Genomic DNA, 15,040 nt, shown 5'->3' on the forward strand with positions numbered 1-15,040 from the left:
TTGGCGAACGCGAATCGCAACATCCAAGTAAGGTGGGAACATGGGCAAGTTCGTCTGGTCGAACATGGCGCAGGTCACCTCCGAGCCCGTCCGTTGGCTCTGGGAGGGGCGGATCCCGCTGGGCAAGGTCACCCTGCTGGAAGGCGAGCCCGGGATCGGCAAGTCGACGCTCGCGTTCGACCTGGCCGCCAAGGTGAGCCGGGGCGCACCGATGGCCCTGACGCGGGGCCTGGACTCTCCCTCGGCCCCCGCCGACGTCATCCTCTACTGCGGCGACGACGACCTCGGCGACACCGTCCGCCCCCGGCTCGAGTCGGCCGGGGCTGACCTGACCCGGATCCGCCCGATCGACCGCGAGCTCCATAAAGAGGACCTCGGCGATCTTCGGCCCGCGCTGATCATCCTCGACCCCCTCTCGAGCTACATGTGCCTCTCCTGCGACGAGACCCCTCGCCAGGTGATGCAGAACCTCGCCATGCTCGCCCGCGACACCGACGCGGCCGTGCTCGCCGTGCAGGCCCTCCCGAGCCGCGAGGATTCGGAGTGGGCGCGCGAGGCCTACGGTGTGGCGCGGTCGGTCCTATCGATCACGACCGTGGGCCACGGTGGTCGCCGAATCGCCGTCTCGAAGTCGAACCTCCGCTCTCTCTCCGAAGTCCATCCTCTCGTGTACCACCACGAGGACAAGGACGGCGTCGTCCACATCGTTGGGTGGTCCGACGGCCGATGATCGGGCGAGGCATTCCCCCCATTCCTGCGTCTCACCGACATCTCCCGGCCGCCGACAACCCCCCGAACTCACGACATAACCGCCTGCGGCACAACGACTAAAAAATATCGATAATTCGCCCATTGATTTCCTAGACGACCGGTCTAATATGATCCCTGTTGAGACAACGAATTTCGAGTTGCGGGACGGCGATCCCGGGGACCTACCGGGGGCGGGACGATGAGCAAGGAAAAGACGAAGGCCATCCTTCTGGAGGCGGGCAAACAGGTTTTCCTGGCGAAGGGGTATAACCACGCGGGCATTGAGGCGATCTTGCAGGCCGCCAAAGTTCCCAAGGGGTCGTTTTACTACTACTTCGACAGCAAGGAAGACTTCGGCCTCCAGGTCATCAACCGCTTCGCCGAGTGTTATCAGGAAAACATCGACCGCTACCTGTGTGATCGGACGCTCCCCCCCCTGGATCGACTCCGAGGATACTTCGAGTCGGTCTGCGAGCGTCTCGAGACGCAACAGTGTCGTAACGGCTGTCTCGTCGGGAACCTGAGCCAGGAGATGGCCGACCAGAGCGAGGTGTTCCGGGCGAGGCTGGAGGAGATCTTTGCGGGGTGGGTCGGGCGCTACGCCGAATGCCTCGAGGAAGCTCGGGCGGCCGGGGCGATCTCACCCCACATCGACGTCCAGGAGTTGGCGGAGTTCTGGCTCAACAGTTGGCAAGGGGCCGTCCTCCGGGCGAAGGCGACGCGGAGCACCCAACCGCTCCGGACGTTCCTCAACGTCATGTTCGGATACATCCTTCAGGCCCAGCGGGCCTGACCGTCTCGACCGCGTGTTCGGTCGGGGCCGTGGAATGAATCTTGCTGTAGGCCGGTCGATGACGGTTCCGGAAGGAGTGAACGGAACGCGAGACCGCTCATTTGCTCGATGCGGGCAAAGGACGACGACTCATGGCTGCCGCAAACGCGATGATGGACTCGACCCACGACACCGACGCCGACACGTCCCTCGACGCCCCGTCCTCTTCGCGGCGCCTGGACGCGGCAGCGAAGGCCCAGATCGACCGGTTGGTACGTCGGGGGGTCTCCGCCGAGATCCTGGCCGGCCAGTTCGGGGTCTCCACCACCCGGATCGGTCGGGTCGCCAACGAGATGAGGGCCCAGCGCATCCTCGAGCAGAAACTCGAGTTCATGCACGACCCGAGCTTCGAGGAGCGTAAGCGTGAGGCGGAGTTCCTCGCGCCGCTGCCCGAGACGGCCAATGGTAAGGCAATCCGCCGAGGCAAGGCCCCGGAAGGGTTACCCCCCTACCTGGCCAGCCTTTACGACGTGCCGCTTCTGTCCCGGGAGCAGGAAGCGCATCTCTTCCGGAAGATGAACTACCTGAAGTACCGGGCGAGCAAGCTCCGCGAGGCGATGGACCCGACGCGGGCCAAGACGGCCGACCTCGACGAGATCGAGCGGTTCCAGTCCGAGGCGCTCGCGGTCAAGAACCAAATCATCCGCGCCAACCTTCGGCTGGTGGTCTCGATCGCCAAGAAGCACCTCGGCGCCTCGAACAACTTCTTCGAGCTCGTGAGCGATGGTAACATGTCGCTGATCCGGGCCGTCGAGAAGTTCGACTTCGCCCGGGGCAACAAGTTCAGCACGTACGCGAGCTGGGCGATCATGCGGAACTTCATCCGCACGATCCCCGAAGAGAAGCACCGTCGCGACCGGTTCGTCACCGGCCACGAGGAGATGTTCGAAGCCGCCGCCGATACCCGGACCGACGAACGCGAGTACGAGTCGGCCCAGAAGCGGAACCAGGAGACGGTCCGCGGACTGCTGAGCAAGCTCAGTGACCGCGAGCGCTGGATCATCGCGAACCGCTACGGGCTCGAAGGGGCCGTCGAGCAGACGCTGGAGCAGCTCGGGCACGAGCTGGGGGTCACCAAGGAGCGCGTCCGACAGATCGAGTCTCGGGCCCAGGAGAAGCTCCGCCGATTTGCCCTCGAAGAACGGCTCGAGCTCCCGTCGATCTGACCCGGCCGCCGGGAATCGGCTTCGGCCGCGAGGCTCGAGGGGGTCCGGGACCCGGGAGCCTCGGTCTTGAGGTAACGACATGAAGGTTTACCGCATCCATGAGGTTGGCAGTCCGGACGCGTTGACGCTCGACGAGCTCCCCACGCCGGTCCCGGGGCCGGGGAAGGTGCTCGTCCGGGTGCGGGCAGCCTCGCTGAACTACCGCGACCTGCTCGTCGTCAAGGGGCACTACAGCAAGAATCTCCCCTTGCCGATGATCCCCCTCTCCGACGGTGCGGGCGAGGTCGTCGAAGTCGGCGCGGGTGTCACTCGAGTCAAGCCGGGCGACCGCGTCGCCGCGGCGTTCATGCAGGCCTGGCAGTCCGGCCGCCTCACCGAAATCGCCGCGAAGTCGGCACTTGGTGGCGCGATCGACGGGATCCTCGCGGAATCGGTCGTCCTGCACGAGGACGGCCTGGTCCCGATCCCCGACCACCTGACCTTCGAAGAGGCCGCCACCCTGCCCTGTGCCGCGGTGACCGCGTGGCATGCCCTCTTCGCCGAAGAAGGGCTCGCGCCCGGGGCGACGGTCCTGATCCAGGGGACCGGCGGTGTTTCGCTATTCGCCCTCCAGCTCGCAACGCTCGCCGGAGCTCGGGTGATCGCCACCTCGAGCAGCGACGAAAAGCTCGAACGAGTCCTCGCCATGGGGGCCTCCGACGGGATCAATTACAAGTCGACACCCGACTGGGAGATGCGCGTCCTCGAGCTGACCGGCGGTGCCGGCGTCGACCACATCGTCGAGGTCGGCGGGGCCGGCACGCTCGGCAAGTCACTCCGAGCCGTCCGACACGGTGGACATATCAGCCTCATCGGCGTCCTCTCGGGCGGATCCGGCGACATTCCTCTCTTTAGCGCCCTCATGAAGAACGTGCGGATCCAGGGCATCTACGTCGGCTCTCGCGCCATGTTCGAGGACATGAACCGGGCCATCGCCCTGCACAAACTCCGCCCGGTCGTCGATCGCGTCTTCAACTTCACCGACGCCCCCGCCGCACTCCGGCACCTCGAAAGCGGCGCCCATTTCGGGAAAGTCGTCATTCGGGTCAACTGACACCGGCGGACAATCGCTCGGTCGACGAGAGCGGTTGACCTTTCCCCGAAACCAGCCCGAATCGCCAGCGGGCGAATCTTCCTCGAGCGATCCGATCAGGGGAACATTCGCCCGCTGGCGATTCGGGCTGGCTTCGTTGTTTTCGGTGCGAGCCGACTCGTGGGCGCAGGCCGTCAGAGCGATGACGCACAACCCGAGCAGGTCACCGAAGGTCCCGAAACCTCACTCGATTCGACTCCATGATCTCAACCCTCCGCTCGAGCATGGTCAGGATGGACTATATCGACATTTTCGATCGACTTCATCCCACATCTCTTTCGCCTCCATCTTCACACGTCTGACGAAGCCCACGCCACAGACCAACCCAAGACCTCGACCTCCCGCCAAGCCCATGCAAAGGTCAATCATGGACGCTTGACGATAGTTGCGATGGTGTTGTCGTACAAGCGTCAAACGACCAACTACATCTGTCAGACATCGCCAGAGTAAAACTTTACCGAATTCAACACAATCGATCACACCGCGCATCCAAATCTGTTCTCATACCGCAAATTGTAGCAGTTCAAGAGTTTATCTCGAAGAGGCAGCAATCCAAAGGGAGGAGACGATCAAGAACTCACCTGATTTTTTAATTCTTCAAGGATTAGGAGATCACGAACTTGACTCCGTATCCCTAAGGAGTTAGGCTCCATCAAGGTCTTATTCGATCGGTCCATCCTACGGTCGGGTTCCTATCTTCCTCCCGATCGGGCTGGTTTCCGCGTTCGCGTCGACATCGAGTCAAGTCATTGTCATTATCTCGGAGGCGGTTGCGTATGCGCTCGTCGTTGGATCGTCAGAGGCGTGGTTTTACGCTGATCGAGTTGTTGGTGGTGATTGCCATCATCGCGGTGTTGATTGCCCTGTTGTTGCCGGCCGTCCAGGCGGCGCGCGAGGCGGCCAGGCGTGCGCAGTGCACGAACAACCTGAAGCAGATCGGGATCGCGCTGCACAGCTATCATGACCAGAGCGGGTCGTTCCCGCTGGGCGGGGTGAACCTCGGGAAGTCCTCGCAAGGTTGGAACGGGACGTCGAATTCGCTGTCGTGGCGGGCGTTGATCCTGCCGCAGCTCGAGCAGAACAACATTTACAATGCGCTCAACCTGGGCGTCACCATGAGCGCGAACAGCTACGACTCCTCGGCGGGCTACACCGTCTGGATGACCGTGTCGAACGTGTGGCTGTGCCCCTCCGACGGCCTGAACAACAACGGCCAGAGGCCCTCCATTACCTCCGACGTGAACAACGGCAATGGGACGATCAGCAACCCGCCGACGAACCCGCTGACCGGCCAGCCGGCGACCACGACGCCCGTGTCGAACTACGCGGGGAGCTTCGGCGACAACCAGGCGATCGGCCCGCTCGTGGCCGGCTCGAATCCCTGGGAAACGCCCTCCTGCACCACGCCGCCCGTGGGCCAGACGCAAATCGGTTGGGCCGGATTCTGGGGCACGACCTACACCTGCGACGCCTCGACGGACACGGGCGGGACGCTCCGCGGCTTCTTCGACTATCGGACGGGCCAGGTCGTCACCATGGCGGGCGTCAACGACGGGACGAGCAACACCATCCTGGTGGGCGAAGTCATCCCCCAGCAGGCCGCCGACAGCAATATGTACTGCCTCAACGGTTGCACGGCCGGGACGACGCTCCCCATCAACCTGAACACGTCGGGGATCCCCGGCCAGTATCCTGGGTGTAACTCGAACGACTGGGCGTCGACCGTCTGGCAGTGCCGATTCAGCCCCGCGAGCAAGGGCTTCAAGAGCTCCCACCCCGGCGGCGCGACCTTCCTGTTCGGGGACGGCTCGGTCCACTTCCTCAAGGCGAGCATCAACCGCTTCATCTACGCCGGACTCGGCAGTCGCAACGGTGGCGAGGTGATCAGCGCCGACGCATTCTGAGGCGACGCCCGATGGTTTCCTCGAGGCCAGGTCGTGGTCGCGACACCCGAACGGGACGTGACCTCACCTGGCCCTCCTTCATTACGGCCTCACCGCATCGGCGACACCCCATCGAAAGCCGCCGACTGCTCCTCTCAGAACCCGACTTGAAACCCGTTTTTTTCTTAAAACGCGGGTTTCTGTGGGACAGACGTCGACATCCCGGGAGGGGTTGTCGACGGCGTTGGCGTCAGAAACCCGTTTTTAAGAAAAAAACAGGTTTCGGGCCTGACTCTCGGATTCGCCCGTCGGCTCCCTCTTTCATCAAAATGAGCGTGCGATCATGAAACAGCAATCCTTTCCCTCGCGCCCCATCATCGCGACTGCCCTTTCCCTGGCCTGCGGCCTTTTCTTCTCGGGGTGCGGTCCGGACGATGGAATCGGCCAGCGATTCAAGGTTTACGGCACCGTGAAGCTCAACGGCGAGCCGCTGAAGAAGGGGACGATCAACTTCATCCCGGAAGACACCGAGACGGCGCGTCCCGCCTCCGGCTCGATCCAGGAGGATGGGACGTACGCCCTCACGACTCAGACGCCTGGCGACGGTGCGATGGGGGGCAAGTACAAGGTCGCGGTCAACGCCTACGACGTCGAAGAGAAGAACACCGCCCCGTTCGGCGGCGTCGCCGACCAGAGGCTGCTCGCCAAGGTCAAGAAGACGAGCATCATCCCGCTCAAATACACCGGGACCGACAGCTCGGGCTTCACCGCCATCGTCGGGCCCTCCTCCAGCAAGTTCGACTTCGAGATGGAAGGAGCTCCGGAAACCCAGAGTTCCAAGATCTCCAAGAATTCCAAGAGATGAGACACGACTCGCCGGACTCCACCGAACTCCGGTGAGGCGAGATTCTCAACCCGAAGTCGACAAAGCATCAAAGTGACAATCCTGGAGGACGCGAATACCCCTCGAAACTGGGTCGAGGGGTATTCGCGTCCTCATTCCTTTGTCGTGAAGCGACAACATCATTAATCAATCAAATCATCAATCGATTCTGCAACGAATCCAGGAAAATGCCCCTCACCGCGACGGCATCGACGCTTGGAACTTCGGCCGGACGCTCGCGCCCTGAGCGAGATTGCGACGGCGACTGACGACAACACGGTCTTTCACGGTCAAGCCCGCGCTCACCGCGACCTCTCCGGCGGTGCGTCGGTTAAGGTCGATTGAAACCGGGCGTTGCTCGAGCCGGTTCTGCTCATTGACGATGAATACCGAGAATTTCCCATAAGATTGAATCAGCTCAGGGCTGGTCCTGGCCCTGCATGCCTCCGCCGGGATGAACAGAGTCTTCTCCGGGCCCCCAGTCTCGATCAGGACCACGGCTTGCATCCCCGGAACAAGAGCATGCTTGGCATTTGAGACAACGGCTGTCAATTGGAGTGAGTCGGTCGAGGAATCCGCCTTGAAATCCATGAAGTGCGCACGGGCCGGAATCGGCTCATTCACCCCGACGTTGGGCGCCAGGATCGCCACGTTGAGTTCGAAATCCTCGTCGGATCCGCTCGATCCCTTGGCCCTCAACGGAAGTAGCTTTCGGTAAATCGAGGTGGGGACCGTGCAAATGACGTCCAGTGGATCCTCGGCGATGATCCTTGCAAGCGCTGTCATATTGGCGACCGTAATGTTCCCTTCCGTAAGCAACGGGCGGCCGATTCTCCCGGTGATGGGAGCCGTAACCCTGGTCTGCTCGAGATGAAGCTTGGCAAGTTCGAGCGTCGCCGTCGCCACATCAATGGCGGCTTGGGCTTCCTCAAGGTCGCCCTCGGCGCGAACAAAATCCTCATGGCTCATCATGTTTCGCTTTCGGAGGACCTCGCTATGCTTGAGGCTGGCCTCCGTGACCCGCTTCCGGGACGCGGCACGCCGTAGCTCCGCCTCGGCGATCTTCACCTGGGCCTGGTAAGAGGCCGAGTCAATCTCGAAGAGGATGGCACCTTTCTTGACCACTCGACCGGATTGGAACGCAACGCGGGTGACCATCCCTCCGACCTGAGGGCGAATCTCGGCAGTCTGGATCGCGTCGACTCGAGCGTTGAATTCCAGGGTCTCGGAGGCCACCTCCCTGACGACTGGAGAAACCACGATCACTTCCGGGTCACCGCTCGGCGGGGCCGCTTCAGGAGAGGCCGCCTCACCCCCGGGTGCCGCCGGCTTCGAGGCCGCGTCCTGGCCTCCGGAGGCCTCCGCCGGAGCCTTCGCTTCCGGGGGTTTCGACGCAGGTGCCTCGACGACCGGCGTGTCTGCGGAAGCCGGCGGCACGGCCTCGGACTTCGACTCGGGCGGGACGCCCCGGGCCAACGCCGGCAGGAGCGGCAGCGCCAAGAACCCGAGGAGCAGCCATCGCCCTACCCGTGGCCTGGCTATCGACGCGGCGGACGTCTCTTGTAAAATCATGCTCAATCTCCGTTTCAAAGGTGGAATTCGCCCGACGCCGGTCGCCCCTGCGGGCCAGGGCAGTCGGGGCCCGGACAAATAGGAGGCGGTCGCCACGAGCGCGAGGGCATAAGCCTCGGCCGCCTCCGGCAACGCCCAGGACACCCAGGCGTCGCAGCACTGCTCCTCAACCTCTTCCAACTCTCGACGCGCCCACCACGCGACGGGGTCCCACCAGTAGAGGCCCAAGACCACCGCCTCGAGCCGGCGCACCCAATGGTCGAGACGTTTCAGGTGGGCCAATTCGTGGACCAGGATGGTCTCCCGCTGCGCATCATCGAGTTGTCCCCAGAGCTCGTCCGGGATCAAAAGCTTTGCAGGTCCGAAGAGCGCCCAGAGCATCGGCGGGATCCGAGCGGGGACCATCCAGGTCGAAGGAGTTCGCCGAAGTTCGAGCCGCTCGGCCAATCGTCGGATCCGGGCCTGAAGCTCTTCAGGGGCCGGTCGAGCAGACCGGAGCAACCGCCGAAATCGAACCGCCTGGAGTGCAACGACCGAACACCACCAGGCCACACCGGTGAACCACAAACCGACCGCGTAGGTCCGCAAGGGCCAGGTCCGTCCGGTCGAAATGGGCGCGACCGACTCGGCCTGTCTGGTCTTCGTACTCGAGTCGACGGAGGGTCTCGACACGGGAGGCGTCTCGATTGCCTCCGATGTCCTCACCACGAGCGGAGCCGGGATCGAGAACGCCTGTGGTGGCGAAACAGGTCGAGTCTCCCTAGGCTCCAAAATCCACCAGGCCGGGAATTGCACCAGGGATGGCGTGGCGAGCTTCAGCAGGACCAGGAGCCAGAGACTATGAATCAGGGCCGGTCTGTGTCGCCAAAACCTGCGACTGATCGCCGCCACCAGGGCCAACGCGGTCGCCCACCCCGCGTTCACCAGGAAGGCTCCCGTGAGAATCTCCAAGGTCGGGTCCCCTATTTTCGAGGCTCGTCCGAGGTTTGGTTTGGCTTCCGCCGCCGCTCGCGGAGAAAGGTGTAGAGCTCCTCGATCTCCGCCGAGGACAACGGCTGCGACCGGACCAGGTTCATCACCAGGGGCGCCACCGCCCCGTTGCAAAGCCGGTCCGCCAGCCCTTGCAACCGCCGACGGATGAACTCGTCGCGATCGACGGTCGCCGTGAAAACCAGGGCCCCCTCCCCCTCGCGACGCTCGTTGCGGACGAACCCCTTCCGCTCGAGACGCCCCAACAGGTTCTGCACCGTGGCGTAATGCGACTCGGCCCCGCCGGGATAAAGCGCATCCGTCACCTGACGACGCGTCGCCTCGCCGCGATCCCAGAGGACCTCGAGCATCGCCAGCTCCGTCTCGGTCACATCCTCGTTCGTTCGTCGTCCCATGATCCCCCCCAGGCAATCTGCCTAGGGCCAAGGTAAGGCAATTCGCCTAGGGTGTCAACCATGGAGTGGATTTTGAAGGGCCACAGATCGGGGACGATTTAGCCACGGATGAAACACGGATGAAACACGGATGAAACACGGATGAAACACGGATGAAACACGGACAACTTAATAAAACTATTAATATATTACATGATAATAAATTTTCTATTTTTTATCCGTGTTTCATCCGTGTTCAATCCGTGGCTAAATCGTCCCCGATCTTCCCTCGCCAATGCCCCCGAAATGCTCCCCGGGCGTATTACCAGGAGGGGGTAGCGGTGCTACAATGAATGATGGTGGAGGGTCTCTGCAGGAAGCCGAGTCAGATCACGAGGGTGATTCCCCCCGAGGAACTGCGTCGAGGGAATTGCAAAGGGAGGATGCCATGGTTCGGTCCATTCGGTGGTGGGCAGCGTCTCTGCTGCTCCTGGGGTCGCCGCTGCAGGCGGGCGAGTTGGACGCGGAGTACGGCGCGAAAGCCAGGAAGGTTTCGGATTCCGAACGCCCGGCCGTGGCCAAGTCGTCCGAGTTGGACGCCGAGACGCCGACTCAAGCCTTCGGCGGTCACGGAGGAGGACACTTCGGCGGCGGGCATTTCGGCGGCGGCGGACACTTCGGCGGTGGGGGCTGGGGCCATCACGGTGGCTTCGGATACGGCGGCTTCGGGGGCTACGGCCGAGGCTTCGGATACGGCGGCTTCGGGGGCTACGGCCGAGGCTTCGGCTATGGCGGCTACGGGGGTTACGGCCGAGGCTTCGGATACGGCGGCTACGGGGGTTACGGCGGCTTCGGATACGGCTTGGGGCTTGGGTATGGCCTGGGCTACGGGCTCGGGTACGGCTTGGGCTACGGCGGCTACGGGGGTTATGGCGGCTATGGCTTCGGGTATGGTGGCTATGGTGGGGGTTACGGCTATAGCGTCTACCAGCCTGTCAGCTACTACACCCCATACGCGATCGGTTACTCCTCCTACGGTTGTTACTGGTGATCGTCGCCCGTGATGGGGTCGACGGTCTTGGACGCGAACGAGCCCGGTCGACCTCGTCCCGTCGACCGGGATAAACTTCAATCGACGCATCGACGACCTCCGTCAAGGTCCGGTGCGTCGCCCTTCTTCTCGAATTCGCCGGAGGCGTCATGCGGTGGGTCACGGCCTTCAGCCTGCTCATCCTGGTCGCTTCCGCCGAGTTTGGGTGGGCCCAGGTTGGCTCGAGCCGCGAGTCGTCGCCTAACGATCGCCCTCCGACCGTCGCCCGACTGGCGAATGCGCCTCAGATCCGGGCGCGACTCGGTCTGACGCCCGAGTACGAAAACGTGGCCGGGATCGGGTCGGTGAAAGTGGCCGTGCTCGACTATGGCTTCGACGGCGTCGGCAACGGCCGACCGTACTTGCCGAAGGACGCGGTGGTCGTCGAGCATTACGACCCGGACTTCGTCCGTCGCTTCGGCCTTGGCGATCCCGAGTATCGCAAGGCGTTCGACCCGTTCAACCGCCACGGACGGGTCATGGCCCAGATCCTCTGGGGGGTCACGGGGTCGCGGCCCGAGGGCCCGAAGTTCTACCTCCTCAACGCGAACGGCCCGACGATGTTGCGGCGGGCCGTCCGATACGCGATCGAGCAGAAGGTGGACGTCATCCTGTTCAGCGGGTCGTTCGAGGGGGGCGGTAGCGGCAACGGACGAGGCCCGATCGACCGCGTGGTCGCGGACGCGCTCGCGGCGGGGATCCTCTGGATCAACGCCGCCGGCAACTTCGGCGGGCGCGTGTACAATGGGCCGGTCCGCATCCTCCGCGACGGATTCCTCCGCCTCCGAGAAGGGTCCGACGTCGCCTCGCTCCGGTTCCGGAACCATGTCGACGAGAACACCGTCACGGTCACGCTGACCTGGAACGACTACCGCGAGGACGAAGACGCCGGGACCGACAAGGACCTCGACCTCTCCGTGGAGGACTGGGCCGGTCGTCGCGTCGGCGAAGGGGCGAAGGTCCAGGTTTCGGGCACAAAGGTCCCCGGCCCCGACGAGAGCCGCAACCCCCGAGAGCGGGTGGTCCTGGTCGACCTCCCGGCCAGCCCGACCCTCGCGTCGGATCCCGAGTACGCGTATCGGATCCGGGTGCGGGCCAGCAGGGGTCGGTTCACTCCCGACGACCGCATCCGGATCCTCGTGACGTCGAGCCGAGAAGCCTACGTCGCGCCCGGGCGAGAAATCCCGGAGCCGGCCCTCGAGTTCCTCGACGCGACCAACGAGGGGGAGATCTATCCGCCGGCCGACCACCCGCTCGTGCTGACGGTCGGGGACGGCGACCCGTCCTCCTCACTGGGCCCGACCCTGGATCGACGCGTAAAGCCCGACGCGATCGTCGAGGATTCTCGGGCGTTCTTCACCGACGGCCAGGTCTTGACCGGGTCGTCGAACGCCGCTGCCTACGTCGCCGGAGTCGTCACGGTCCTCCGTGCCTCGGCGCCGGGCCTCCGGCCGGGCGATCTGCTCCGGATCGCCCGGCTGGGCACCCCGATCACCACGAAGTCCCTGAGAGGACAGGGGTCGACCACGACGTCCCCCGCCCCACCTCCGTCGACGACACCGGCGCCGACACCGACGCCGACGAGCCTGACGCGGACGAACGTCAACTCGGCGACGTCCACGCGAAGGACGACCCTCGGGTCGATCCCCACCATCACGATTCCCGTCCCTCCGACGCCCGGCGGCTCTCGTCCCTGGAAGCCTCCCGCGGCCGAATTCCGCATCTGGAAGACGCCGACGCGAGCCAAGCTCGCCGAGATCCTCCGCGAAGGCCGTTGAGCCCCGGATCGAGGCTCGCGGCTCGCCTTCGAGGACCTTTCCTCAACGCTCGAGGAATCGCCTGGGAACCAAACCCTTGGCATGAGGTCGCCTGCACGCGAAACTGTCGAATGCGCGTGGCCCTCCGAGTCCTCGAAGCCGGGAGAACGTCGAGATGATCCGGATCGTGTCGCTATCGATGTTGGCCGCACTTGTTATCAGCGTTTCGGCGGGGCCGGTCGCGGCCGACCCGCCCGGGCTCCACACCCTGGAGATCGGTGCCAAGGCCCCCGACTTCCACCTTCCGGGCGTCGACGGGAAGACGTACAGCCTCGCCGACTTCGCCAAGTCCAAAGTGCTCGTCGTCATCTTCACTTGCAACCACTGCCCGACCGCCCAGGCCTACGAGGCGAGGGTCGCCAAGCTCGAGGCCGACTACCGCGACAAGGGTGTCGCCGTCGTGGCGATCTCGCCCAACGACGCCGCCGCCCTCCGGCTCGACGAGCTCGGCTTCACCGACCTGGGCGACTCGTTCGAAGACATGAAGATCCGTGCCAAGGATATCAAGATCGCCTACCCGTACCTCTACGACGGCGAGACCCAGGCGACCGCGAAGGCCTACGGGGTCCTGGCCACGCCCCACGTCTACATCTTCGACCAGGAGCGGAAGCTGAGGTACGTCGGCCGGTTCGACGACGCCGAGGTGAAGGCCGTGAAGTCGCACGACGCCATCAACGCGGTCGACGCGCTCCTCGCCGGCAAGCCGGTCCCCGTCGAGACGACCCGCGTCAGCGGCTGCTCGACGAAGTGGGCCGACAAACGCGAGAGCGCCAAGACCTCGCTGGCCAAGTGGGACAAAGAGGAGGTCAAGCTCCAGCCCATCGACGAAGCGGGGATCGCGAACCTCGTCCGCAACGACACCAAGTCGCTCCTCATGGTCAACGTCTGGGCGACGTGGTGCGGTCCTTGCGTGGCCGAGCTCGACGAGTTCACCACGATGAACCGGATGTATCGCACCCGGCGCTTCAAGATGGTCACGATCAGCATCGACGAGCCGGAGAAGGAAGAGGAGGCGCTGAAGGTCCTCAAGGAACACCATCTCTCGGCCACCAACTACCTCCGCCGCGCCGAGGACCGCGACAAGTTCGCCGACGCCCTCGACAAGGGATGGCCGGGCCCGGTCCCCTACACGATGATCATCGCACCCGGAGGCAAGGTCATCTACCGGAAGACCGGAGCCATCGACCCTCTCGAAGTCCGACGGGCACTCGTCCAGTACCTGGGCCGGACGGCCTCCTCCTGAACTTCCCCGAACGACGTCGGGGATTCCGTCCCGACTCGCGGTCGGAATCCCTCCCCTCACTTCGGAGCGGCCCCCGCGACGACTCGAGAGGCCGCTCGAAGCAGACCGAGCCGGGCGACGCTCGGGACTTTGGGAACCCGCGATGATCATCAACGAGCCAGAGCCGGTCGACCTCCCCACCCCGTACGGCCCGATGCGGACGTACCTGTTCCGTCCGGCCGCGCCGGGGCGGTATCCCGGCCTCGTCTTCTTCTCCGAGATCTTCCAACTCACGGGCCCGATCCGCAGGACGGCCGCGTACCTGGCGGGGCATGGCTATATCGTCGCCGTGCCCGAGATCTTCCACGAGTTGGAAACGCCCGACACGGTCCTCGTCTACGACCAGGCCGGGACCGAACGAGGGAATGCCGACAAGGTCGCGAAGGAGTTGGCCTCCTACGACGCCGATTCCCGGGCCGCACTCGACGCACTCGCGGCCCATCCGGCCTGCACCGGAAAGCTCGGGGCCATCGGCGTCTGCATCGGCGGCCACCTCGCCTTCCGCGCCGCCATGAACCCGGACGTCCTCGCCTCCGCCTGCCTCTATGCGACCGACATCCACAAGCGAAGCCTGGGCAAGGGTATGAACGACGACTCGCTCGATCGCATCGGCGAGATCCCGGGCGAGCTTCTGATGATCTGGGGCCGCCAGGACCCCCACGTCCCCCGCGAAGGACGAGCGGCCATCTACGCCGCACTCGCCGAAGCGGGCGCCACGTTCACCTGGCACGAATTCAACGCGCAGCATGCGTTCCTGCGTGACGAGGGCCCTCGTTACGACCCCGCCGCGGCGCGTCTTTCCTTCGAGTTGATCCTCGAGCTCTTCTCGCGAAAACTCGGGTCCGGCAATGCCCTAACGGGGTAAGCATTCGGTAAACCCGTTCTCGGCTCTCGCTTTTCCGTTACCGGTCGGCTAGCTTCGGCCAACTATGGATGACGGTTTGGCCTCCGTGTTCTGTGTCACTCCCTTACGCGTTCCGGTCTCGGAACTCGGTCGGCTCACGGCTTGTCCGCCAGCCCCATCGTCGTCGACTGCTCCGCTCTGTTCGGCCCCGCCACTGCCTCAAGGACCCTGTCCCGTCTGCCCGCGGCTGGAGCAAGAGTTCGAACCGTACCGGCTCGCTGGCTACTGGAAGGCCATGCACGCTCGTGCTCTCGATCGCGAGGCGCAGCTCAAGGAGGAGGTCGGGCGGCTCCAGGCGTTACTCCGACTCCGCGAACAGCAACTCTTCGGGCGCAAGACCGAAACGGCCTCGGCATCCACCGGGG

12 protein-coding genes are annotated in these 15,040 nt (G+C 64.2%); 10 read left to right on the top strand and 2 right to left on the bottom strand.

Going from position 1 to position 15,040, the window contains the following annotated elements; genetic code table 11:
• The first annotated feature begins 40 nt into the window (after positions 1-40).
• From ACYOEI_RS25625 to ACYOEI_RS25650, 6 genes are all read left to right on the top strand, one after another.
• A complete protein-coding gene (locus tag ACYOEI_RS25625; protein WP_462852476.1) occupies positions 41-730 on the top strand; it encodes an AAA family ATPase in 690 nt (229 codons plus the stop codon).
• A 219-nt stretch (positions 731-949) separates the two neighbouring features.
• On the top strand, positions 950-1,543 hold the full coding sequence (locus ACYOEI_RS25630; protein ID WP_462852477.1) for a TetR/AcrR family transcriptional regulator: 594 nt from the start codon (positions 950-952) through the stop codon (positions 1,541-1,543).
• Positions 1,544-1,674: 131 nt separating this feature from the next.
• Positions 1,675-2,748: a sigma-70 family RNA polymerase sigma factor gene (locus ACYOEI_RS25635; protein WP_462852478.1), complete on the top strand. Its 1,074-nt coding sequence runs from the start codon at positions 1,675-1,677 to the stop codon at positions 2,746-2,748.
• 79 nt (positions 2,749-2,827) lie between these two features.
• Positions 2,828-3,841, top strand: a complete 1,014-nt coding sequence (locus ACYOEI_RS25640; RefSeq protein ID WP_462852480.1) for a zinc-dependent alcohol dehydrogenase family protein — start codon at positions 2,828-2,830, stop codon at positions 3,839-3,841.
• Between the two features lie 815 nt (positions 3,842-4,656).
• A complete protein-coding gene (locus ACYOEI_RS25645) occupies positions 4,657-5,784 on the top strand; it encodes a DUF1559 family PulG-like putative transporter (RefSeq protein ID WP_462852481.1) in 1,128 nt (375 codons plus the stop codon).
• Positions 5,785-6,106: 322 nt separating this feature from the next.
• Complete coding sequence (locus ACYOEI_RS25650) at positions 6,107-6,628, top strand: hypothetical protein (RefSeq protein ID WP_462852482.1); 522 nt, start codon at positions 6,107-6,109, stop codon at positions 6,626-6,628.
• Positions 6,629-6,841: 213 nt separating this feature from the next.
• Here ACYOEI_RS25650 and ACYOEI_RS25655 read toward each other — a convergent pair whose 3' ends face one another.
• Positions 6,842-9,169, bottom strand: coding sequence for an efflux RND transporter periplasmic adaptor subunit (locus ACYOEI_RS25655; protein WP_462852483.1), 2,328 nt, complete (start codon positions 9,167-9,169; stop codon positions 6,842-6,844).
• An 11-nt stretch (positions 9,170-9,180) separates the two neighbouring features.
• The gene (locus ACYOEI_RS25660; RefSeq protein WP_462852484.1) at positions 9,181-9,603 is read right to left on the bottom strand and encodes a BlaI/MecI/CopY family transcriptional regulator; all 423 of its coding nucleotides are present in this window, start codon (positions 9,601-9,603) and stop codon (positions 9,181-9,183) included.
• Between the two features lie 427 nt (positions 9,604-10,030).
• On the opposite strand from ACYOEI_RS25660, the gene ACYOEI_RS25665 reads away from it, so the two are divergent.
• The 4 genes from ACYOEI_RS25665 (at position 10,031) to ACYOEI_RS25680 (ending at position 14,636) form a co-directional block, all read left to right on the top strand.
• Positions 10,031-10,633, top strand: a complete 603-nt coding sequence (locus ACYOEI_RS25665; RefSeq protein WP_462852485.1) for a hypothetical protein — start codon at positions 10,031-10,033, stop codon at positions 10,631-10,633.
• A gap of 149 nt (positions 10,634-10,782) precedes the next feature.
• Positions 10,783-12,450 (top strand): S8 family serine peptidase, encoded by a 1,668-nt coding sequence (locus ACYOEI_RS25670; protein ID WP_462852486.1) that lies wholly within the window; start codon positions 10,783-10,785, stop codon positions 12,448-12,450.
• 154 nt (positions 12,451-12,604) lie between these two features.
• Positions 12,605-13,732 (top strand): redoxin domain-containing protein, encoded by a 1,128-nt coding sequence (locus ACYOEI_RS25675; RefSeq protein WP_462852487.1) that lies wholly within the window; start codon positions 12,605-12,607, stop codon positions 13,730-13,732.
• A 142-nt stretch (positions 13,733-13,874) separates the two neighbouring features.
• Positions 13,875-14,636, top strand: coding sequence for a dienelactone hydrolase family protein (locus tag ACYOEI_RS25680; protein ID WP_462852488.1), 762 nt, complete (start codon positions 13,875-13,877; stop codon positions 14,634-14,636).
• The last annotated feature ends 404 nt before the right edge of the window (positions 14,637-15,040 follow it).

The sequence above is a fragment of the Singulisphaera rosea genome, from assembly GCF_054877945.1.